Origin of the sequence: Phyllobacterium sp. UNC302MFCol5.2, assembly GCF_000686005.1 — a bacterium.
GTDB lineage: Bacteria > Pseudomonadota > Alphaproteobacteria > Rhizobiales > Rhizobiaceae > Phyllobacterium > Phyllobacterium pellucidum.
In genome coordinates, this window is sequence record NZ_JMLL01000010.1 from 1,698,641 (window position 1) to 1,719,537 (window position 20,897).

The following is a 20,897-nucleotide window of genomic DNA, read 5'->3' on the forward strand; positions in this document are numbered from 1 at the left end:
TCCCGAGAATTGGTCTAGGCCGTCAGCGGTTTCAAATCGGCCCTGCCGGGCAAAGGAAGGGATTTCACAATATTGCGTCCGCTGTGCTTGGCAAGATAGAGCGCCCGGTCGGCATTCTCGAGCAATTGCGCCGCAGTCTCGAACCTTCCGCTTTTTATGGTCGCCACACCGACGCTGGCGGTGATACGGATGGTTTCATCGTAGCTTGAGGTGATGATAAGGCTGCTGATCGACAGCCGGATTTTTTCCGCTTCGGCAATCGCGCTCTGCAAATCGCAATCTGGAAAGACCAGGGAAAATTCCTCGCCGCCGTAGCGAGCCGCGTGGCAATCGCGTTCGGCACCGATGCTGCGCAGGACATTCGCTGTCATTTTCAGGCAGGTATCGCCCATCTGGTGGCCGTAATGGTCGTTTATCGATTTGAAGTGGTCGAGGTCGACCATGAGGATTGCAAGATCGGTGTCGTTCTGCGTCGCCTTGGCAAACTCTTCGCCGATACGCTTTTCGAAACTGCGCCGGTTCGCAAGGGTCGTCAGGCCGTCTTCTTCGGAAAGCGCCTGCAGGATGGAATTGGTCCGCAGCAGATCGAGTGAGACGTGGCCATAGGCTTCGATAGCCTCGTTGATCGTCGACAACTCACGGAACAGCGGCCGGCGCAGTCTGAGCCTGCGCTTTTCGTGGCGGTCGATGGAGCGCAGGCCTTCGATGGCCGAATTTATGGGGCGAATTATGTGCCTTGCCACGACATAGATCGCGCCGACAGCAATGAGAACCGGCAGCGTCAGAATGATGATCCACGCTACCTGGATCATCTTCGCCGTCCGCTGGATATCGCCGGACATGCCATAGGCGAGAACCGCGGCGTCGCTGACGATGGATTGGCCGAGCTCATCGGTTACCCGCATGGCGCTTTGGTAGGTTTCGAGGGCCTGCCGCTCCAGCTCCGCTCGAACGGCGGGGTCGGGACTCGTATCGCCGGCATCCATTTTGCGAACCTGATCGCGCAGGGCGACGATCTGCTTGACGTGGCTGCTGACCTTTTGGACGCCCTTTGCCAACTGATCATTTTCATCCAGCGTAAAGCTCTGGGCAAGCACATGCGTCTGCAATTGCAGCTGTCGTTCCAGCTCGCGGTCTTTCGCGAGGTAAATCGAACGCGCCAGCGACGCCAGCCGCTCGACCTTGATGGCGTTGCGGTTCTGGCTCAAGACCAGCGGCAGCTGCTGTTCCTGGGTATAGCGCGCATCGTTCTCGATCTTGCGCAGGAATACGATGGAAACGCCTGCGGCAACTATGGCGTAAAGGAGCACGAATCCGATCAGCAGCCTTCCGGCCGTGATCATCGATATCTGCACTCCTCTCCTGCGCGCTGCCATTGCCGGTTTTACCTAGTAGATGCTGAAGGGAAAATAAGTGTTGTTGATACGATCATACGTCCCGTTCAGCCGGAGATGATCGAGCGCCTCGTTGACCTTCTTGATCAATTCCACATTACCCTTTTGGGCGGTGATGTGCGCCGAGCTTTTGAGAAAGCCGTTGGTTACCGGATCGCCGACATAGTCGAACTTCGAATTGTTCGGCGATTGCAGGAAGGTCAGCAGGTCGATGGAATCCGCCAGCACCAGATCGACCTCGCCCGCCTGCAGCAGCTTTTGCGCTTCCGGCTCGTCCTTGGTCAAAACGATCTTGCTCTCGCTATAGGCCTTCTCCAGATATTCCGATTGGATCGTCTGCTTGCCGGCCGCGATGCGCACGCCCTTCAGGGCGGCGGGCGCAACATCCTTGAATCGGTTCGGGTCTCCTGCAAACGCCGAATGCGAACGATAGTAGGAGCTTGAAAACTCCATTCGCGCGGCCCGGGCATCGGTATACGACATGCTCGCTACGACGAGGTCGTATTCGTTGTTTTCCAGCCTGCCGATAATCTCATCCCAGGGTATTGCAACGAGGGTGCAGTCGGCCTTCATGTCCTCGCAGACAGCCTTGGCTATATCAACGTCGAAGCCCACGAGATTGCCATTGGCATCGATGGAATTGAACGGCGGATATGCGCCTTCCGTTGCAACTCTAAGTTTTAGGGCTTCCGCCGAAGCGCTGCCCGCGAGCAGTTGAAGTGCTACAGCAGCCACTGCCAGGATTGTCAATTTCATCGTTTGCCGTCCCCAATACCCCGATGATAGCAGAATCACTCGGACGAAATGAACAAACTATGATCGATCAACAATTAATCCGAACATGCTTGATTTAAGTTAAATATCAGAAGTTGCATTAGATTGTTCGCGCGATGCGTGCAGCATTTCTCGGATGGCTGCCGAAGTGGTCGGCCGGCCGAACAGCCATCCCTGCCCATCCACCTTCGGCACGAGAGCGGCAAAATAGTCGCGCTGCGCCTCTGTTTCGATGCCCTCGACGACGATGGCGAGATGATGCACATGGGCCATGCCGATGATTTGAGGGATGATCGAAACCGACACCGACCCGGTTCCAATAGTCCGGGTGAAGGAGCGGTCGATCTTGATGCCATCGACGCTCAGTTCGCCAAGATAGGCCAAGCTCGAATAGCCGGTTCCGAAGTCGTCGATGAAAATCTTGTGCCCGCGCGCCCGCAAGCGCCGTATCGCGGCGATTGCATCGCTGGAGTTGGCGGTGGATTGCTCGGTAATTTCGAGCAGGATCTGGTCGCTGGCAACGTTTGCCGCCTTGAGCCGGGCCGCGAGCCAGTCGTTGAACTGTCGATCGAAAAGGTCGGCAGCGGATATATTGATATTGATATGAAAATTCCGATTGGCCACCAGAAACGCCGCCATGTCGTCCAGGACGTGTTCGATAATACAGGTCGTCAGACGATTGATCAGGCCTGACTTCTCCGCAACCGAAATGAACACATCCGGCGAAATTGCTTCGCCATTGTCGCGCCAACGCGCCAGCGCTTCCGCCGCCACCGGTTTTCCGGTGACGATATCGACGATGGGCTGATATTCGACTGTGAGCCGCTTGCGCGCGATCGCCTGTTGCAGGCGTGCCTTCATGCTCATCGTGTTGCGCCGTAGCAGGATGAGGATCACTCCGAGCGCGCCGCCAAGCGCCGCTCCGAACAGGGTCAGAATGATCGTCATGGGCTGCGCCGATGCCTCGAGCCTGCCGACTTCGACATTGACCGTTACGCAGGCGGTTTTCCTGCAGACGTTGCGAAAGATCGTACCGCCCTGCCTCCCGCCGCCGGAGGGCCTGACCCTCCCGATTGCCCCTTGATTGAGTGTGCCGAAGAGACCGATCGTCTCGGGCATGCCAACGGGATTGAACATGACGCTGAACGTGTAGTCGGGATTTTTCAGCGTTTCGAAAGCTTGGGGGTCGAGGACGACATTGGCGTGGCCAGTGCCGATGATCGGGGCGGTGGTGTTGGAGATGGCAAGACGCGCCTTCGTGTAGATCAGTTTGCCGTCCAATGTTTCGAAATCATGCGTGATCAGGGGCATTGGTTTGCGTCCCTTCCCGAAAACCGCAGAACAATGAAAAGCGCCGTCCTTGACCCGTCCGAGGTCCTTCAGGAACTTCGTTCGAAACAGAATATCGCGAAGGTAGCTGATTTCTTCGGTCGAGCAGAAAGGAAAGGGAGAGCCGTTGATAACGGCGAGCATGTCGTCGACTTCGGCAAAAACGTCAACCGCTCGATCAAGAACCTGATCGGTGTATCTGCGCATGTCCGCCCGATCGCTCGAGACGATAACCAGCTTGCTGATCCATGCACCGCAGATACCGCCGCCGATTATCAAGGCGGCGACGAGCAGACACCTGAACCAGGCTCGATCGAAATAGCGCCGCATCCAGAAAATTCTCATCGTCTTTTCCAAGCATCGATCCGCCAAGCTTCCAGGTTAAAATCATCCTTGCACGGCAAGTCGTAAAATTTCTCTGACCGAATGACGCGAGACAATAATCGTAGCGAACCCGAAATCCACGCTGTAAGTTGTGGCGAGGGTGGATCTACAACGAGAAGATGATGCAGCCGGCGCGATCAGAGCAAGAATTCCAAAACATCCTTCGTCGTCTCGAAATAGCGCTCGACGCATCGCAGATCGGCGTCTGGGAGCACAATGCCGAGACCGGCGAGGTGATCTGGAATTTACAGATGCACCGGCTCTATGGCACCGGCGGTACGCAACGACGAGTTAGCTCTGAAATTTGGATCAATGCGATTCACCCTGACGATCGGTCAAGAGCCATGGAGGACTTCAATGAAGCCGCCGAGCTCAAGAGCGACTACGTATCGGAGTTCCGGGTGATACTCCCGAACGGAGATATTCGTCACATCAGGTCGCGGGCGCATTATTACGACGATGGCAGCAGCGGCACGTTCGTTGGCGCCGAGTGGGACGTGACCGCCGATGTCATGCTTACCCGCGAACTGTCGAACCAGAAGGCGATCGCCGAAGCACGGACGCTTGCCCTCGAAGCCAGCACCGCTCAGATCGAATATGCTGCCGAGCACGATTATCTGACCGGTCTTCCCAATCGGCGGTTCTTCGACAGGCGTCTTGCCGAACTGTCGAACGATCCCTTAAGGGAGCGCCTTGCCGTGCTCCATGTCGACCTCGATTATTTCAAGCAGGTAAACGACACGGCGGGCCATGCCGCCGGTGATGCCGTGCTGAAGTCGGCGGCGTTGATGATCGCTTCTGTCGTCCCGGAAGGCGGCTTTGTTGCGCGCATGGGCGGCGACGAGTTCATCATCCTCCTTTCGGATTTCGCGACGATCCGGGAGCTGGAAGTCGTTGCGGAGCATATCGTGCGCCTCCTCAAGCAGGGCGTATCCCACGGCGGAGCATTGCTGCAGACCGGCGCCTCCATCGGCGTCGCCTGGGTCAATGACGGCAACGCCTCGGGCCTGCTCGCCGAGTCCGATATCGCGCTCTACCGCGCCAAGAAGCTCGGCCGCAACCGTGTTGAATTCTTTGCGCCGCACCTCAAAAGCGAACTTTCGCGGGACCGTCGCATTGCTGAACATGTGAAGCGGGGCCTTGAGCGCGGCGAGTTCGTGCCCTTCTACCAGATCCAGATCGATGCCGAGTCACGTGAAATCGTCGGCATAGAGGCGTTGGCCCGTTGGCGACACCCCAAGCGCGGCGTGCTTGGCCCCGAGGCCTTCCTGAAGGTGACAAATACGCTCGGCCTCATGGCCGATCTCGATGCAGCCATGCTGCAAGCAGTGCTGCACGACCGGCAGGTCTGGCAGGAAAGCGGCATCGCGGTGCCACGCATTGCGGTCAACACGTCGGCGGCGCGCCTGTCCGATCCGTTGCTGATCAATCAGCTGCGTCTTTTGCAGATTCCGCACAATGCGATTTCGTTCGAGTTGCTGGAAACGATCTTTCTCGACGAGCTCGAAGACGAAGTCCTGCTCAACATTTCCCTGCTGAAGCAAATGGAAATTGACATCGAGGTGGACGACTTCGGTTCGGGTCATGCCTCGATCATCGGTCTCCTGAAACTCAAACCCAAGCGCCTGAAGATTGACGGGCGCCTGGTGATGCCAATCACGATCTCGCCCGAGCAGAGGAGCCTCGTCGGGTCAATCGTTGGAATAGCGCGGGCGCTCGGCATCGGAGTGATCGCAGAGGGCGTGGAAACCAACGAACACGCGAAATTGTTGCGGCGTCTTGGCTGCGATACATTGCAGGGCTATGCAATCGCCTACCCGGAACCTGCGGCGGACCTTGGCGCTCGGCTGCTTGTCGAGCGGAGTAAAGGCTCTAGTGTTCCGTGAATGACTCCGGCATCAACCCTTGCTTGATTTTGCCGATCGGGAAGGGTTTCTGGAAATGACCGCGCGCACCGAGAAAACTCAGTTCGCGGTTTGCCGCCATTGCGGCCAGTTCATCCTCGTCGCGGATCCCGCTTTCGAACATTGCGATAATGGTTCGCGCAAGTTCATTGCACCGAGGATCGGTCCTTGGGCAACGATCTAGCAGAATCGAAGCGCGATTATGCGCGCGCTGCATGATTTCCCAATCAGTGGTGGTAAATATGCGTCTGTCGATTTCCAAAAAGGCCATGACACGCTCCCTCAGATAAGGCGAGAACACATCCATGATTGCGGGTCGCCTCCCGCTGGGCATGATGTGAGCTAAGCGCATTTTCCGAGCGCCAGCAAATCGAATTTATTTCCTCTTTTCCGCGGCCCACTTACCGCAATGCGGAATCGCGCCCTGCGGTTCCAAATTTCTCAAACGCCCTTGAACACATATCCGGCATCTAGCGTTCGCCTTCGAGGAGCCGCATCAGGCCGGTCTCGGGGCCGCTCAAACCCTTTCGATGAGGGGATCGCAGCAAGGCCCCGCCGAGTTCTCCAGCGTTGAAACTTTCGATTATCAACGGGTGCACGTAGCTCGACCTTGTCACGGCCGGGGTGTTGCGCAGAAATTCGCTGACATGGCGCATAGCCGCCGCAACAGCGCGCTTGCGCGCCGATTCACTTTGCGCCTCGATACCGGCCAGGAAGGCCAGTGCTCGTGCGGAACCGTGGAAGGTGCGAAAGTCCTTGGCGCTGACCTTCGAACCCGAAATCTCGCGCAGATATTCGTTGAGCTTGCCGGCATGAAGCTTTCGCCACCGATTCTCGTCCTTGTACTGGAACAGCCGTCCCCGACGCTTCAATAGCCTCAGGCGCTTGACCGCAGACGGATCCTTGATCGTTATCTCATTGGTTTTCTTGGATTTGCCGGCAAAAACGAAGCTTGCAGTATTGCCATCGATCTTGAGGTCGGTGCTTTTAAGCGAAGCGATGCCACGGCCGCCATCCTTGGCATATTTTTCGTGACCGGCACGAAACGCCTTCTGGTCGATCAGCTTGATGGCAAGGGCAGCGAGTGGTTTTCCGGATGTCGGCTTGCTGCGCATGTCGCGCATCACCCGTTTGCGGATGCGCGGCAAGGCCTTGCCGAATGCAAGCAAACGGTTGGTCTTCATGCTGTTGCGCACGTTCTCCCATTTCGGATGATAGATGTATTGCCGGCGCCCGAGTACGTCCTGCCCGACAGCCTGTATGTGGCCCTTTGCGCTACCGCAGCAACGGACATCGGTCCAGGCCGGCGGGATGACGAGTGCCACGATACGGGCTTCGTCCTTGGGAGAAAGCAGCTTGCCGTCGATCCGCTTATAGCGGAAGCCCTTCTTAAAGGGTGTGCGGATTAACGTGAAATCTGCCGGATCGACCAGTTTCAGGCCAAGCTCTTCTGCATAATCTTCATATCCGCGCTTCACCGTCGTCTCCACATGTCTATTGCCGAGAAACGTGATTGCGGCGAGACTGTTCCAGCGCCGAGTGACGCGCATCGCAGTCAAGGGAGGAATGACCATGACGAAACTTGCTCTCTATGTTCCGCTCGAAGCAAAACCCGGCAAGGAAGAAGAGGTCGCGGCCTTTCTGAAATCCGCCTTGCCGCTCGTCAACGAAGAAGCGGGAACCGTCGCCTGGTTCGGCATTCGGATGGGGAAGAGCAACTTTGCAATCTTCGATGCCTTTCCGGATGAAAGCGCGCGGAACGCCCATCTTTCCGGCAAGGTTGCTGCAGCTTTGATGGCGCGGGCGGATGAACTTTTCGCCAGTCCGCCTCAGATCAACAAGCTTGAGGTTTTGGCGGCGAAACTGCCATAGTTATTATGCGGGAACGATTCGGCTGTTTGCAGCTTTCGTGCTGGACGGCAAGGAAAGGTTGACATGGCTCCTCGTTCTTTCTGGAAAGGCTATCTGAAACTGTCTCTGGTGACCTGTCCCGTGGCGATGGTTCCGGCTACGACCGATCAGGAAAAGGTGCGGTTTCATACATTGAACCGGAAGACCGGTAACCGCGTGGTCAGCCAATATGTCGATTCCGTCAGCGGCAAGGCTATCGACGAGGACGATCAGGTAAAAGGCTATCAGCGCGGCGAGGACGAATATGTGGTGCTCGAGGATGACGAGATCGATGCTGTCGCGCTCGAAAGCACGCGCACAATCGACATCGAGATGTTCGTGCCGCGCGAAAGCATCGAATGGATTTGGTACGACAAGCCGCATTACCTGACGCCCGATGATCCCGTCGGCGAAGAAGCCTTTGCCGTCATCCGCGAAGGGATGGTAGCGACAGGAAGGGTCGGTATTTCCCGCCTTGTCATGTATCGCCGCGAGCGGGCGGTCATGATAGAGCCGCGCGGCCGCGGCATCGTGCTGTGGACGCTCCGTTATGGCGACGAGGTTCGCGACGGCGACGCCTATTTCGGCGATATTCCTACCGGCAAGACCGATCCTGAACTGATGAAACTGGTGCAGACACTCATCGAGGAGCGCACCAAATCGTGGGATCCGAAGATGGCCGAAGATCCGGTGCAGGACCGTCTGCTCGAAATCATCGCGGCCAAGAAAAAGGGCAAGAAGCGTCCGGCAAAGGCCAAGGCGGCGGAAACGGAAGAGGCGCCCAGCAACGTCATCAACATCATGGATGCGCTACGCAAGAGTATAGCGAGCGACAGCAAGCCGACGAAGAAACGGTAGGCAAGATCGATTTCTGTTGTTATCTACGAACGGTTTCGAATTTTAGAATGAATAATTTCAATCAGCAATTTGGGCGTCCATCGCTGACGCCGTGAGCCAAGAAGGCAATTTGATATGTCAGCAGATTTTTATTGTTGGGCTGCCAGCGCCGGCATGACGCCTAGTGATCCGAATTTTGACGAATGGGTGGATGCTAAAACCGAAAGCACGGACAAAAAGGCCGCTCCGAGCCTTGAAGCCTTTGCGGATGCTCTTCTCAAGCGATATCCGGATATCTCTCCTCAGGGCGGAGCTACGATATGGACGTTCAGCCCGATAAAGTCGACGATCTCCGACGACTTCATGTCGCTCCACGTCACCTGGGACGGTTTGCAGGATGCTTTGGCCTTTATCGTTGAAACAGCGCACCGCCACGACATCGACTGTTACGATCCACAGACTGGTGACTATTATCCTGCTCCTGTCCGAAGTTCACCTTCGCTGATCAGCAGATTGATCAAGGGTCTGTCGGGACGATCGAACTGAATGCCGGCGTGGCTATGTCGGGCGTAATTTAGGGGAACTCCAGGCCCCTGATATAGATTGAGACTATGGCCGGACGGCATGCGATTCGGCGGTTCAGGTTTTCGCCCTCCTTCTCATCTGGTGTCCGATCGAGCCATGTCAATTTCAGATGCAATCTACCGTCCCTTCGAGAATTTGATCCGGCCACTCGATATCCCCTACAGGCCCCTGCCGTCCAAGGGGCCAGTGGCTGTTCTTCTTCACTTCGTCCTGATGTTTCGCGGCATCTTGATCACGCTCGCCCTCTGCACCATGGCGATCGAGGCCATGAACCTGACGATCGTCTGGGGCCTTTCTGTCATCGTCGATGGCGTCACACAGCAGGGCGCTGTCGCTTTCCTGCACAACGACCGAATGCTGCTGATCTTCCTCGGCCTGATGCTTTTCCCCGTCATCCCGATCGCGTCTTTTTTCGTCAATACGCTGAATTCGCACACGCTTGGGATCGGCATGCCGGCTGCCATTCAATGGCAGGGCCACAGGGCGGTCGAGCGGCAGGACCTCGCCTTCTTCCACGATCTCTATGCCGGCCAGGTCGCTTCGCGCCTGCAGCAGGTGGCGTCAGCCGTGCAGCAGCAGGTCATTTCCGCCTTCCAGTCCATCCCGCGATTCATCATGCAGATGGTCGGCTCCGTTGTTCTGCTGAGCGCGCTCTCCTGGCAGCTTGCGCTGCCGTCCATCGTTTGGATCACGCTCAACGTATTGCTCGCCGTCAGGCTGGCGCCCGTCTTTACCGAGCGCTCACGGCGCTCTGCGCGGCGTCGCAGCCTGATTTCCGGCGCCATCACCGATCTTTACGCCAATATGCAGATGGTCAAGCAATTCGCCGCGGAAGACAGCGAGGCCGGTGCCATCAGAGGCATAATCGGCAAGGCGATCAAGGCGCAGCAGAGCGAACAGCGGATCTACCGTACGGCTGAGGTCATCGTCGTCGTCCTCAACATGATGCACTGGCTAGCGATCCTGTGGATCGGCTTTACCGGCCTCGTTGACGGCTTCGTTACGATCGGCGAGTTCACGGCCGCCGTCTATGTTCTCAGCCGCTTCTCCGGTCACACATTCACATTCCTGCAGATGGGCCAGCAGGTCTTCCAGGCGATCGGCACGATCAAGGACGCCATGCCGGTCATGACGACACCGCCGACAATCACCGATCGGCCGGAGGCGGCCGAGCTTGTTGTGGACCGGGGCGAGATCCGATTCGAGAACGTCCGCTTCGCGTACGCGTCGGGCAAACCCGTCATTGACCATCTGTCCCTGACGATCCGGCCGGGCGAAAAGGTCGGCTTCGTAGGTCTCTCAGGCGCCGGCAAGACGACGCTCGCAAACCTGCTCCTGCGTTTCTACGACATCAAGGATGGCGCGATATCGATCGACGGCCAGGACATCCGCAGCGTAACGCAGTCCAGCCTGCGTCAGAGCATCGGCGTCATCGCCCAGGATGTCGCGCTGCTGCATCGTTCGGTCGGCGACAATATCCGCTATGGCCGGCCGGATGCGGCCCAGCAAGAGATCGAAAGGGTGACGAAGATGGCGAGTGCCGATGGCTTCATCGCTGATCTCTCCGACAGTGAGGGCCGCAAGGGCTACGACGCCTTCGTCGGCGACCGCGGCATCAAGCTCTCCGGGGGCCAGCGCCAGCGCGTGGCCATCGCGCGCGTTCTCTTGAAAAATGCCCCCATTCTGATCCTTGACGAGGCGACTTCCGCGCTCGACAGCGAGTCCGAGGCCGCAATCCAGGAAAAGCTCAATCTCGTGATGGGTGGGAAGACGGTGATTGCCATTGCGCATCGCCTTTCGACGATTGCCATGATGGACCGAATAGTCGTGCTCGATCAGGGGCGCATCGTCGAAGAGGGAAGGCCCGACGAACTCGTGGCGACTGACGGCTTGTTTGCCCGCCTGTGGAAACGCCAGACAGCAGGCTTTATTGCCGAAGAAATCGACTAGAGCCGCTTTCTAGGCCTTCTTCGCGCGCGTTCCCTTCGGCTTTTCGATCGGCGCCGCTGCTGCGCGGAAATCGGCCCAGGGGTCGGCCTTGTACGAGGCGATACGCGTCGGGGTGTTGAGGACGGTGAAGTAAGCCGGTCCAATTCCCGGGGTAAGTTCGCTCCATTCCAGCGGCATAGATACGGCCGCGCCCGCTCGTGCCCGCGTCGAATAGGGTGCGACCGCCGTTGCGCCGCGCTGGTTGCGCAGGTAGTCGATGAGGACCTTGCCGGCGCGTTTTGCCTTGGTGATGGTGGAGACGTATAGTCCGGGACTGTCGGCAGCCATCGAATCTGCAATCGCCTTTGTAAACGCCTTGACCTCTGGCCATGCCGCTTTCGGCTTGAGGGGCGAGACGACATGAAGACCCTTGCCGCCGGAGGTCTTCAGGAACGCCTTCAGGCCAGCCTGTTCCAGCCGCTCGCGCGTTTCCTCTGCCGCCCTTATGACCTGCTCCCACGGAACGCCATCGCCGGGATCGAGATCCATGATGATCATGTCCGGACGTTCCCAATCCTTTACGGTCGAGCCCCAGGGGTGGATTTCGAGCACGGCGGCCTGCACGAGGCTGATCAGCCCGTCCAGATCCTTGATGCTGATCAGTGGCTCCTCATCCTTGTCCATCGGGTCGTTCACAAGGACGATGTTCGGATTGAGCCCTTTCCACGCGTGCTTCTGGAAGAAAGATTGGCCGGTGATGCCTTCCGGGCTTCGCAGCAGCGCCAGCGGCCGCCCGACGATGAAGGGCGAAATATAGGGCCAGACCTCGGTATAATAATCCGCCAGTCCCTGCTTGGTTACGCCTTGGTCGGGCCAGTAGATGCGATCGGGATGCGTGAGTTTCACGGTGGACCTCTGCGGTTTTGCCTGTCCATTCATTTTGGGCGTCTCCCGGACAACCTCGTGCGCCGGCTTGTCCTCGCGCAAGCCGCGGAAGGCGGCGTGACGCAGATTGTTGTCGGCCGTCCAGGTGCGGAACTCGACGTCGGCGACGAGTTGTGGCTTGACGTAGCGCACCTGACGCGCCGCATCGGCGGCAAGACGCGCGACAAACGGGCTTTCCGGCTGACGGATACGCTCAAGACGACGAAAAAGATCCTCGGCGACGGCCGTGCTGTAGCCGGTGCCGACACGCCCGACATGTTCGAGCTTGTCGCCATTGTAAACGCCCATGACGAGTGAGCCGATTGCCTTGCGCGATGTCGTCGAAGGGACATAGCCGGCAATGACGAACTCCTGCCTTTGCGAGCATTTCGCCTTGATCCAGCTCTTTACCCTGCCCGAGCGATAGGGCGCGTCGCGCAGTTTCGAAACAATGCCTTCAAGGCTGAGCCGGCAGGCATGGGAGAGTATGTTCTGGCCGTCGCCTTCGAAATGCTCACTAAACCGCACCATGCCCGTGCTGCCACCGGCGATCTTCTGCAGCACCGCCTTGCGTTCGAGGAGTGGCAGAGCCTGAAGGTCATAACCGTCTAGATAGAGAAGATCGAAGACGTAAAAGATAAATCGATCCGTGCGGTCGCTGCTGAGATCTGCCTGCAACGCAGAAAAGTCGGAGGCTCCGGCGGAAGCTTCGACGACGAGTTCGCCATCGATCAAGGCGGTGCCGACCGCAAGTTCCTGCAGCGCGGCGATGATTTCCTTGCCGAACTTCTTGGTCCAATCGAGCCCTGTACGGGTGAGAAGCTTCACCCGGCCAGCCTCGATCCGCGCCTGCAGCCGGTAGCCGTCGAACTTGATCTCGTGAACCCAGCGTTCCCCCGATGGCGGCTTTGTCGAAAGCGACGCCAGGGCGGGTTCGACGAAAACAGGGAGCTTCGCCTTCTTCGCGCCTTTGATAGTCGAGGGATCGGGCGTACTGACCTCGACCGCAGGAGCGGCTTTCCTTGCGGGCCGGGCTTTCGGGGCATTCTTGTCGATCTTGCCGGTCTTGGAGGACCATCCCGGAGTTTCGCCGGCGACGTCGCCAATTTCCCGCCCGGTCTTCACCGATTCCGGCTTTTCCGCAAGAATGTCTGGATCACCCGGCGTGCGCGCAGCGTCGTCCTCGCCCTTGATCAAAAGCCAGTTCTCGCGCTTTTCGCGTGGGCGGCCCTGCATGCGGACAAGATGCCAGCGGCCCGATAGTTTTTTGCCATGGAGTTCGAATTCGAGGTGCCCCTTGGCATACCCCCGATGCTCGTCGAATACGGGTGTCCAGGTGCCGCTATCCCAGACGATGACCGTGCCGCCGCCGTACTCGCCCTTGGGGATGGTGCCTTCGAAGTCGCCATATTCGAGCGGATGATCCTCGACATGAACGGCAAGTCGCTTCTCGCCGGGAACGAGGCTCGGACCGCGCGTCACCGCCCAGCTCTTGAGAACACCGTCCATCTCCAGTCGGAAATCGTAGTGAAGCCGTGTGGCGTCGTGTTTCTGGATAACGAAGCTGTTCCCGGCACTAGCCGCCTTGCGGCCCTTGGGTTCGGGCGTGGTCTTGAAATTGCGTTTCTTCCGGTAGGTTTCGAGCGCAACCATCGATCAGACCCAGATTCAGCTTGCTTTGCGCCTTGCAGGTTCGGCCTTTGCCTTGGTACCCGCCGCCTTCTTTGGTGCGGCCTTCTTTGCCGTCATGCCGGCGCTTTCGCGAAGTGCCTGCATGAGATCGACAACCTTTTCCGACTTCTGGGGTTTGCGAACCGGGATTGCCTTGCCCTCGAGCTTGGCCTTGACGAGTTCCGCGAGCGCGGATTCGTAACGGTCCGTATATTTCGAGGGATCGAACGTGCCGTGCTTGGTATCGATAATGTGCTTGGCAAGTTCGAGCATTTCGCCTTTGATCTTCATCTCGGGCACGTCGTCGAATGCTTCCTTGGCGGAGCGCACCGCGTAATTGAACTGCAATGTCGTCGCGAGCAGCCCGGCATCGTCCGGTCGTATCAGCAGCGTGCGCACGCGGCGAAAGAGGACGGTCTGCGCAAAAGCAGCAACTTTCTTGGCTTTCAGACCTTCGCGGATGAGCGCGAACGCCTCCTGGCCATGTTTATCGCCAGGCGTCAAATAATAGGGCTTGTCGAAGTAGAGATCGTCGATCTCATCCATAGGCACGAATGCCTCGACATTGAGGGTCTTGTCGCTTTCGGGAACGGCCGCTGCCACCTCGTCCGGCTCAAGGACGATGTAGTCGTTTGAGCCGACTTCGTATCCCTTGACCTGGTCCTCTTTTTCCACCGGTTTGCCACTGTCGCTGTCGATGAACTGTCGCATCACCCGGTGGCCGGTGGCGCGATTTATGGTGTGGAAAGCGATGCGGTCGGATGTCGACGCGGCGGTATAAAGGCTCACGGGGCAACTCAGCTCCGCTACTTTGAGATAGCCTTTCCAGTTCGCACGTGGCGCCAATACTCAACTCCTTCGGCTACGCAACAAATGCCGGGGAACACGGTTGGTTCCGACCTTGGTAGCATACTATGCCGAAATTGTTAAATTGCGATAGTCCGTGCTTTTACATGCGCGGCGCGGCCCGCGCCCCAGCCGAAAAAGGCTACCCCTACGCCCAATAGCACGAACAGGATAGCAGTCGCGGCGTAGCTGCCCGTGACGCTGTGGATCAGGCCGACAAGCAGCGGACCGACCGCGGCAAGCATATAGCCAATGCACTGCGCCATCCCTGAAAGGTGCGAGGCGACGTGAGCATCGGGCGAGCGGAGGACGATGATCGTCATGGCGATGGCGATGAGACCGCCCTGTCCAAGCCCCTGCAGGACCGCCCAAACCCATACGGTCGATAGCGGTGCGAACAGGAAACCCATCAGCCCGGTGATGGCAAGTGCAATGAGCGCAAGGTTGACGCCGCGCTGGTCCTTGCAGCGCACGGCGATGGAGGGCACGAAAAGGCAGGCAAAGACCTGGACCATGACCGAGACGGAAACGACGAGCCCAGCCGTTACACCATCCATGCCGCGCTCGCGCAGGATCGGCGACAGCCAGCCGAAAATGCAATAGGCGAGGGCGGACTGGAGCCCCATGAACAGGGTGACCTGCCAGGCGAGGCGGTCGCGCCACAATCCTTCGACCCTGAAGCCCGCATGCTTGGTACGGACCTTGCGGAAGAATGCATGCGGGAACCAGATTGCAGCCACTACAAGTGCAGGCATGGCCCACGCGCCGAGCGCGAGCGACCAGGAGCCGCCGAGCATGCGTTGCAGCGGAAGGGTAAAGCCTGCCGCGGTTGCCGCTCCGGCGCAAAGCGCCATCGTATAGAGGCCCGTCATCAGGCCGGTGCGACTGGCGAAGTCGCGCTTTACCAGTCCCGGCAGCAAGACGTTGCCGATAGCAATGCAGGCGCCGGCAAGGGCGGTACCGATGAACAAAAGGGGTAAGGATTGCAGGCCGCGCAGCGCAGTACCGAGCGCAAGGAGCAGGAGCACGCCGAGCAGTGTGCGTTCTGCGCCAATGCGCTGGGCCAGCCTCGGCGCGAGTGGGGCGAAGATGCCGAGGCAAACGACGGGGAGCGTCGTCAAGACGCCAGCTCCGAAGGACGATAGTCCGGTCTGCGCGATGATCTCGGGCAAAAGGGCCGAAGCGCTGGAAAACACCGGACGGAGGTTGAATGCAATGAGCACAAGGCTGAGGCCGGTGATAATGGCGACGCTGCGGCTCGAAAATTGCGGCGCACGCGGCTCCGGCACGCTGTCGGCTTCGGCGTTGATCAGTTGATCGCCGATGGCCGCCTCAGCGCGGGATTTCGATGGCATGTGGTTCATGATGCAAGCAACCGGTCAATTTCATCCAGGATGGGAGCCATGAAAGCCCGCGTCGTCGACGCGGCAAGGTCGGGATCGCCGGAGGCAATTGCATCGACGATCGAGAGGTGCGCCGCCATGTCGGGTTCCGGAAGTTCGCCCGTTACGGTCGCCTTGATGACTTCCTGAATCGAGGCCGAGAAAAACTCGTAGACTTCGACGAAGGCGAGATTGTTCGAAGCAGCCACGACGGCCTTATGGAAGGCGAGGTCGCGCTGAACATAGCGATCATGATCGGCCGGATCATATTCGCCGCGGTCGGCGAGCAGCTGCCGCAGATGCGCTATCGTTTCTGGCCTGTGCCGGGCCGCGGCGAGCCTTGCCGCCTCGACCTCGAGCGCACAGCGGGTCTCGACCTGATCGCGCAACCCGGTCCGCCGCATCCGCAGCAGGCTTTCATCCGTGTCGATCACGGACAGAACATAGGTCCCCGATCCCTGACGCGTTTCGAGATAGCCTTGCGCTACGAGGACACGCACAGCTTCACGTACGGTGCCGCGGCTGACGCCAAGCATGTCTGCAAGCGTCGCTTCGTTAGGAATGCGGTCGCCAATCTTCCAGCGATCGGCGGTGATTTCCGCCCGGATATTATTAACTGCCGTTTCGGCAAGATTGGTGCGCGCAGCGGGCTGCATGGCAAAAGTCCTAAAGTCATCTGATGACTTGACTAATACGACTGGTAAAACGGGATGTCAATAAACACCGCTGGATTGCAAAGTATGGGCGGGGTCCCCGGTTCAATGCCGGCGTGAAAGCTCGCGGGTTGCCGCTTCGAGACCCGCCAGTGTCAACGGATACATCCGGTGCGCGAAAATCGTGCGGATCATGGCCGTCGATGCCGTATAATCCCAATAGCTTTCCTTGGTCGGATTGAGCCAGACTGCGTTCTTCCACTGGTCGAGTACCTGCCCGAGCCAAGCGGCACCGGCCTTCTCGTTCCAGTGCTCGACCGAGCCGCCCGCATGCGAGATTTCGTAGGGGGCCATTGCCGCGTCGCCAACGAAGATGACCTTGTAATCCGGTCCATATTTATGGATCACGTCCATGGTTGGAATGCTTTGCGTGTGGCGGCGGCGATTGTCCTTCCATACCGCCTCATAGAGGCAGTTGTGGAAGTAGAAATATTCCATGTGCTTGAATTCCGATCGGACTGCGGAGAACAATTCTTCGGCGACCTTGATGTGCTCGTCCATGGAGCCGCCGACGTCGAAAAACATGAGCAATTTAACATGGTTGTGCCGTTCTGGACGGGTTATGACATCAAGATAGCCATGTTCGGCGGTAGACCGGATTGTGCCGGAAAGGTCGAGCTCGTCGTCGGCACCCTCGCGAATCCAACGCCGCAGGCGCTTGAGCGCCACCTTGATATTGCGCGTGCCGAGTTCAACGCTGTCGTCGAAATTCTTGAACTCGCGCTTGTCCCAAACCTTGACGGCGCGCCGATGTCGGCTCTCATCCTGGCCGATGCGCACGCCTTCGGGGTTATAGCCATAGGCGCCGAAAGGCGAGGTGCCAGCGGTTCCGATCCATTTCGAGCCGCCTTGGTGCCGGCCCTTCTGCTCTGCAAGCCGCTGGCGCAGTGTATCCATCAGCTTGTCGAAGCCGCCGAGAGCCTCAATGAGTTTCTTTTCTTCCTCGCTGAGATGCTTTTCGGCAAGCTTGCGCAGCCACTCTTCGGGAAGATTGGCGATATTGATGCCGTCGTCGCCGCCGAACGCTTCGATGCCCTTGAAGACATGGCCGAAGACCCGATCGAAACGGTCCATGTGGCGCTCGTCCTTTACGAGCGCGGAGCGGGCCAGATAGTAGAAGCCTTCCACATCATAGTCGACGAGCCCCGCTTCCAAGCCTTCGAGCAGCGTCAGATATTCCCGCAATGAAACGGGAATGCGCGCCGCCTTCAGCTCAAGGAAGAAGGGGATGAACATCAGACAGTCTTCACGTATTTGATGAACGGCGTGACCTTGGCGATACGGTCATAGAGCTGCCGCGCTGTCGCATTGTTCTGGTTGGTCGTCCAGTAGACCGAATGCGCCCCTGCCTTCGTGGCTTGCGCGTGCACAGCCTCGATCAGTGCGCGGCCAATGCCTTTGCCTCGCACCTCCGGATCGGCGAAAAGGTCCTGCAGATAGCAGACGTTTTCAATGCTCCAGCAATGGCGGTGAAAGAGATAGTGGGTAAGGCCAACCGGCTTGCCATCGAGTTCGGCAATGAAGCCGCGATACTCGTGGTCATTGCCTGACGTAAGCCGCTCGAAGGTCGTGCGGTAGACTTCTTCCGGCACCGTCGTCTCGTAGAAAGTCAGGTATCCGGTCCACAGCCGCCGCCACTCGGCCTCGTCTGATTTCGCCAAAGGGCGGATTTCAACGCTCATCCCTGCCTCCTCGCCATGAAGGCCAGTCGTTCAAAAAGGTGGACATCCTGTTCGTTCTTCAGCAAGGCGCCGTGCAGCTTCGGCAGCATGTTCTTCGGATCGGTCCGCAGATCCTCCGGCGCTATATCGTCGGCGACAAGCAGCCTGATCCAGTCGAGCGCCTCGGAGGTGGACGGCTTCTTTTTCAGGCCCGGAACGTCGCGGATCTCATAGAACTGCGTCAGTGCGGCGCGGACCAGATTTTGCTTGATGCCGGGATAATGCACCTCGACGATTTTCGCCAGGGTCTCGACATCGGGGAAGCGGATATAGTGGAAGAAGCAGCGCCGCAGGAACGCGTCCGGCAGCTCCTTTTCGTTGTTGGAGGTGATGACGACGATCGGCCGATGGGCAGCGCGGATTGTCTCCCCGGTTTCGTAGACGAAGAACTCGTTACGGTCGAGTTCCTGCAGGAGGTCATTGGGAAACTCGATGTCCGCCTTGTCGATCTCGTCGATGAGGAGAACGACCTTTTTCGGCGCGGTGAATGCGTCCCAAAGCTTGCCGGGCTTGATATAGTTGGCAATGTCGTTGAAGCGGGCATCGCCAAGCTGGGAATCGCGCAGGCGGCTGACGGCGTCATATTCGTATAGTCCCTGTTGCGCTTTCGTCGTCGATTTGACGTTCCACTCGATGAGATCCAGCCCGAGCGCCGCCGCGATCTGGCGCGCCAGTTCGGTCTTTCCGGTGCCGGGTTCGCCCTTGACGAGCAGCGGACGCTCCAGTGCGATCGCCGCATTCACCGCAATCATTAGATCCTTGTCGGCCACATAGGCCGCCGTGCCTTCAAAGCGCATGTTCATTCCTTTCGTGAGCCCGCGAGATTAGGGATGGCGCAGCGTCGGGGCAAGAGGTTGAAATTAGCCGGCGACGGTACTGGTGCAATTGCGCGCGCCGTCCTATATTCGGCTTGGCGCTCTGCGCTTCTCGACAGGAGAGACATATTCCCCGGGGCCTTAATGATCCCTTAGGGAGCTGTCCCTGAGGAGGCCCGTGGGCCTCTTCACACGGCGCCCACCTACTTTGTAGGTTCCCGGGATCGACTTCTCCATCGGTTGTGTGGACGCCACTTTTGTTTTTCACGCCATCAAAGTCTTGCCGTGACGCATCACTCCCCCATCAAAGAGTTGAAGAAAAAACTTCGCCTCGAGGCGCTCGGACGGCGCGACGCGCTGACAACCGAGACGCGTATCGAGGGGTCGATGCGCATTGCCGATATCGGTCTCGCTTCCTTCGCCCTTGATGCCGATGCCATCGTTTCGGGATTCTGGCCGATCCGGTCCGAAGTCGATTTGCGACCGCTGCTTTTCGGTTTGCGTGAACGCGGCGCCCGGCTATGCCTGCCGGTCATCATCGACAAGCAGACGATCCTGTTTCGCGAACTCGTGCGTGGCGCGCCTATGGTCGAGACCGGTTTTGGCACGGCCGGACCGCCTGTGGAGGCCGCCGTGCTTGATCCAACCTTCATGCTGGTTCCGCTCGCGGCCTTTGATGCACGTGGACACCGCATTGGCTATGGCGCCGGCTATTACGACCGGGCAATCGCCAGGCTTGAGGACAAGGGGCTAAATCCGCGCCTCGTCGGCGTGGCGTTCGACTGCCAGGAGGTGGAAATCGTGCCGGACGAGCCGCATGACATGCCGCTCGAAGCCATCCTGACGGAAAGCGGGTTGCGCAGTATCAATCGGACGGATAAATCCATTCGATGATGCACGGCTCGCCAAGGGTGGCGGCCGACCCGGGATGTGTAAGTGAGATTACTTTTTCTAGGTGATATGGTGGGCCGGTCGGGGCGAACAGCTGTGTACGAACAGTTGCCCGGCCTTATATCCGACCTCAAGCTCGATTTCACCATCGTCAACGGCGAGAACGCCGCGGGCGGCTTCGGCATCACTGAAGAAATCTTCCACGATACGATCAATGCCGGCGCGGACGTCGTCACCACCGGCAATCACGTCTGGGACCAGCGCGAGGCATTGGTCTTTGCCGCACGCGAAGAGCGCTTCCTGCGGCCCGCGAATTTTCCACTCGGAACGGCGGGCAAGGGGTCGGGACTTTTCATCGCAAAGAACGGCGCCCGCATCCTTGTCGCCAATATCATGGGCCGGGTGTTCATGCATCCGGACCTGCATGATCCCTTTACCATCGCCGAGGAAATCCTTGCTGCCTGCCCGCTCGGCGAACAGGCCGATGCGGCGGTATTCGACTTTCATGCCGAGGCGACGAGCGAGAAACAGTGCTTCGGCCATTTCGTCGATGGCCGCGCGAGCTTCGTCGTCGGGACGCACACCCACGTGCCGACGGCGGATGCGCAGATTCTCAATGGCGGCACTGCCTATATGTCCGACGCCGGCATGTGCGGCGATTACGATTCCTCCCTCGGCATGGACAAGGAGGAACCGCTCAACCGCTTCCTCTCCAAAGTGCCGAAAGGACGTTTCGAGGCGGCAAGCGGCAAGGCGACGATTTGCGGCGTCGGTGTCGAAATTTCAGACAGGACCGGCCTTGCCGAGAAAATCGCGCCGCTGCGCATAGGGCCGCGCCTCGAGGAGACGATCCCCTCCTTCTGGAAATGAGTTGATCTTGCGAGGTGCCAACACCACCTGCGCATCCA

19 protein-coding genes and 1 other RNA gene are annotated in these 20,897 nt (G+C 58.7%); 8 read left to right on the forward strand and 12 right to left on the reverse strand.

Annotation, left to right across the window (positions count from 1 at the left end; all coding sequences use genetic code 11):
* Positions 1 to 14: 14 nt before the first annotated feature.
* From BR48_RS25460 to BR48_RS0110275, 3 genes are all read right to left on the reverse strand, one after another.
* Entirely contained in the window at positions 15 to 1,343 is a 1,329-nt protein-coding gene (locus BR48_RS25460) for a GGDEF domain-containing protein (RefSeq protein WP_051614740.1), read from the reverse strand.
* A gap of 45 nt (positions 1,344 to 1,388) precedes the next feature.
* Entirely contained in the window at positions 1,389 to 2,150 is a 762-nt protein-coding gene (locus BR48_RS0110270) for a transporter substrate-binding domain-containing protein (protein WP_027231224.1), read from the reverse strand.
* Between the two features lie 99 nt (positions 2,151 to 2,249).
* Complete coding sequence (locus tag BR48_RS0110275; RefSeq protein WP_027231225.1) at positions 2,250 to 3,842, reverse strand: EAL domain-containing protein; 1,593 nt, start codon at positions 3,840 to 3,842, stop codon at positions 2,250 to 2,252.
* 161 nt (positions 3,843 to 4,003) lie between these two features.
* On the opposite strand from BR48_RS0110275, the gene BR48_RS0110280 reads away from it, so the two are divergent.
* Positions 4,004 to 5,767, forward strand: a complete 1,764-nt coding sequence (locus BR48_RS0110280) for an EAL domain-containing protein (protein ID WP_027231226.1) — start codon at positions 4,004 to 4,006, stop codon at positions 5,765 to 5,767.
* Here the strand turns inward: BR48_RS0110280 and BR48_RS26175 are convergent.
* Positions 5,754 to 6,056 carry a hypothetical protein gene (locus tag BR48_RS26175; RefSeq protein WP_174208209.1) on the reverse strand — a complete coding sequence of 101 codons (303 nt, stop codon included), beginning with the start codon at positions 6,054 to 6,056 and terminating at the stop codon, positions 5,754 to 5,756. The two genes, BR48_RS0110280 and BR48_RS26175, sit on opposite strands and share 14 nt — an antisense overlap.
* A gap of 199 nt (positions 6,057 to 6,255) precedes the next feature.
* Positions 6,256 to 7,359 carry a DNA topoisomerase IB gene (locus tag BR48_RS0110290; RefSeq protein WP_051614744.1) on the reverse strand — a complete coding sequence of 368 codons (1,104 nt, stop codon included), beginning with the start codon at positions 7,357 to 7,359 and terminating at the stop codon, positions 6,256 to 6,258.
* Between BR48_RS0110290 and BR48_RS0110295 the strand changes: the two genes are divergently transcribed.
* The 4 genes from BR48_RS0110295 to BR48_RS0110310 all read left to right on the forward strand — a co-directional run bounded on the left by BR48_RS0110295 (position 7,358) and on the right by BR48_RS0110310 (position 11,047).
* Positions 7,358 to 7,657, forward strand: a complete 300-nt coding sequence (locus BR48_RS0110295) for an antibiotic biosynthesis monooxygenase (protein WP_027231228.1) — start codon at positions 7,358 to 7,360, stop codon at positions 7,655 to 7,657. The genes BR48_RS0110290 and BR48_RS0110295 overlap by 2 nt on opposite strands.
* Before the next feature lie 63 nt (positions 7,658 to 7,720).
* Positions 7,721 to 8,533, forward strand: coding sequence for a Ku protein (locus BR48_RS0110300; protein WP_027231229.1), 813 nt, complete (start codon positions 7,721 to 7,723; stop codon positions 8,531 to 8,533).
* 114 nt (positions 8,534 to 8,647) lie between these two features.
* Positions 8,648 to 9,058 (forward strand): hypothetical protein, encoded by a 411-nt coding sequence (locus BR48_RS0110305; protein ID WP_027231230.1) that lies wholly within the window; start codon positions 8,648 to 8,650, stop codon positions 9,056 to 9,058.
* A 135-nt stretch (positions 9,059 to 9,193) separates the two neighbouring features.
* Complete coding sequence (locus tag BR48_RS0110310) at positions 9,194 to 11,047, forward strand: ABC transporter ATP-binding protein (RefSeq protein ID WP_027231231.1); 1,854 nt, start codon at positions 9,194 to 9,196, stop codon at positions 11,045 to 11,047.
* A 9-nt stretch (positions 11,048 to 11,056) separates the two neighbouring features.
* Here the strand turns inward: BR48_RS0110310 and ligD are convergent, their stop codons facing one another.
* From ligD to BR48_RS0110345, 7 genes are all read right to left on the reverse strand, one after another.
* Complete coding sequence (ligD, locus tag BR48_RS0110315) at positions 11,057 to 13,603, reverse strand: DNA ligase D (RefSeq protein WP_027231232.1); 2,547 nt, start codon at positions 13,601 to 13,603, stop codon at positions 11,057 to 11,059.
* Positions 13,604 to 13,618: 15 nt separating this feature from the next.
* Positions 13,619 to 14,467 carry a Ku protein gene (locus BR48_RS0110320; RefSeq protein ID WP_027231233.1) on the reverse strand — a complete coding sequence of 283 codons (849 nt, stop codon included), beginning with the start codon at positions 14,465 to 14,467 and terminating at the stop codon, positions 13,619 to 13,621.
* Positions 14,468 to 14,547: 80 nt separating this feature from the next.
* Positions 14,548 to 15,831 (reverse strand): CynX/NimT family MFS transporter, encoded by a 1,284-nt coding sequence (locus BR48_RS0110325; protein ID WP_155810830.1) that lies wholly within the window; start codon positions 15,829 to 15,831, stop codon positions 14,548 to 14,550.
* Positions 15,828 to 16,505, reverse strand: coding sequence for a FadR/GntR family transcriptional regulator (locus BR48_RS0110330; RefSeq protein WP_027231235.1), 678 nt, complete (start codon positions 16,503 to 16,505; stop codon positions 15,828 to 15,830). Before BR48_RS0110330 ends, BR48_RS0110325 begins: the two co-directional genes overlap by 4 nt.
* 102 nt (positions 16,506 to 16,607) lie before the next feature.
* A complete protein-coding gene (locus tag BR48_RS0110335) occupies positions 16,608 to 17,798 on the reverse strand; it encodes a VWA domain-containing protein (RefSeq protein WP_027231236.1) in 1,191 nt (396 codons plus the stop codon).
* Positions 17,798 to 18,244: a GNAT family N-acetyltransferase gene (locus BR48_RS0110340; RefSeq protein WP_027231237.1), complete on the reverse strand. Its 447-nt coding sequence runs from the start codon at positions 18,242 to 18,244 to the stop codon at positions 17,798 to 17,800. The genes BR48_RS0110335 and BR48_RS0110340 overlap by 1 nt, the downstream gene beginning before the upstream one ends.
* Positions 18,241 to 19,080 (reverse strand): MoxR family ATPase, encoded by an 840-nt coding sequence (locus BR48_RS0110345; RefSeq protein WP_027231238.1) that lies wholly within the window; start codon positions 19,078 to 19,080, stop codon positions 18,241 to 18,243. The genes BR48_RS0110340 and BR48_RS0110345 overlap by 4 nt, the downstream gene beginning before the upstream one ends.
* A gap of 115 nt (positions 19,081 to 19,195) precedes the next feature.
* On the opposite strand from BR48_RS0110345, the gene ssrS reads away from it, so the two are divergent.
* From ssrS to BR48_RS0110355, 3 genes are all read left to right on the forward strand, one after another.
* Positions 19,196 to 19,352, forward strand: a non-coding RNA gene (gene ssrS / locus BR48_RS25820) — 6S RNA.
* A gap of 49 nt (positions 19,353 to 19,401) precedes the next feature.
* The gene (locus tag BR48_RS0110350) at positions 19,402 to 19,992 is read left to right on the forward strand and encodes a 5-formyltetrahydrofolate cyclo-ligase (protein WP_348625685.1); all 591 of its coding nucleotides are present in this window, start codon (positions 19,402 to 19,404) and stop codon (positions 19,990 to 19,992) included.
* Between the two features lie 42 nt (positions 19,993 to 20,034).
* Positions 20,035 to 20,859, forward strand: coding sequence for a TIGR00282 family metallophosphoesterase (locus BR48_RS0110355; protein ID WP_027231240.1), 825 nt, complete (start codon positions 20,035 to 20,037; stop codon positions 20,857 to 20,859).
* Positions 20,860 to 20,897: the final 38 nt, after the last annotated feature.

Coding starts and splice junctions, on each gene's coding strand:
- BR48_RS25460 (WP_051614740.1), bottom strand. CDS start 1,343: ATGATCACGGCCGGAAGGCTGCTGATCGGATTCGTGCTCCTTTACGCC.
- BR48_RS0110270 (WP_027231224.1), bottom strand. CDS start 2,150: ATGAAATTGACAATCCTGGCAGTGGCTGCTGTAGCACTTCAACTGCTC.
- BR48_RS0110275 (WP_027231225.1), bottom strand. CDS start 3,842: ATGAGAATTTTCTGGATGCGGCGCTATTTCGATCGAGCCTGGTTCAGG.
- BR48_RS0110280 (WP_027231226.1), top strand. CDS start 4,004: ATGCAGCCGGCGCGATCAGAGCAAGAATTCCAAAACATCCTTCGTCGT.
- BR48_RS26175 (WP_174208209.1), bottom strand. CDS start 6,056: ATGGCCTTTTTGGAAATCGACAGACGCATATTTACCACCACTGATTGG.
- BR48_RS0110295 (WP_027231228.1), top strand. CDS start 7,358: ATGACGAAACTTGCTCTCTATGTTCCGCTCGAAGCAAAACCCGGCAAG.
- BR48_RS0110290 (WP_051614744.1), bottom strand. CDS start 7,359: ATGGTCATTCCTCCCTTGACTGCGATGCGCGTCACTCGGCGCTGGAAC.
- BR48_RS0110300 (WP_027231229.1), top strand. CDS start 7,721: ATGGCTCCTCGTTCTTTCTGGAAAGGCTATCTGAAACTGTCTCTGGTG.
- BR48_RS0110305 (WP_027231230.1), top strand. CDS start 8,648: ATGTCAGCAGATTTTTATTGTTGGGCTGCCAGCGCCGGCATGACGCCT.
- BR48_RS0110310 (WP_027231231.1), top strand. CDS start 9,194: ATGTCAATTTCAGATGCAATCTACCGTCCCTTCGAGAATTTGATCCGG.
- ligD (WP_027231232.1), bottom strand. CDS start 13,603: ATGGTTGCGCTCGAAACCTACCGGAAGAAACGCAATTTCAAGACCACG.
- BR48_RS0110325 (WP_155810830.1), bottom strand. CDS start 15,831: ATGAACCACATGCCATCGAAATCCCGCGCTGAGGCGGCCATCGGCGAT.
- BR48_RS0110330 (WP_027231235.1), bottom strand. CDS start 16,505: ATGCAGCCCGCTGCGCGCACCAATCTTGCCGAAACGGCAGTTAATAAT.
- BR48_RS0110335 (WP_027231236.1), bottom strand. CDS start 17,798: ATGTTCATCCCCTTCTTCCTTGAGCTGAAGGCGGCGCGCATTCCCGTT.
- BR48_RS0110340 (WP_027231237.1), bottom strand. CDS start 18,244: ATGAGCGTTGAAATCCGCCCTTTGGCGAAATCAGACGAGGCCGAGTGG.
- BR48_RS0110345 (WP_027231238.1), bottom strand. CDS start 19,080: ATGCGCTTTGAAGGCACGGCGGCCTATGTGGCCGACAAGGATCTAATG.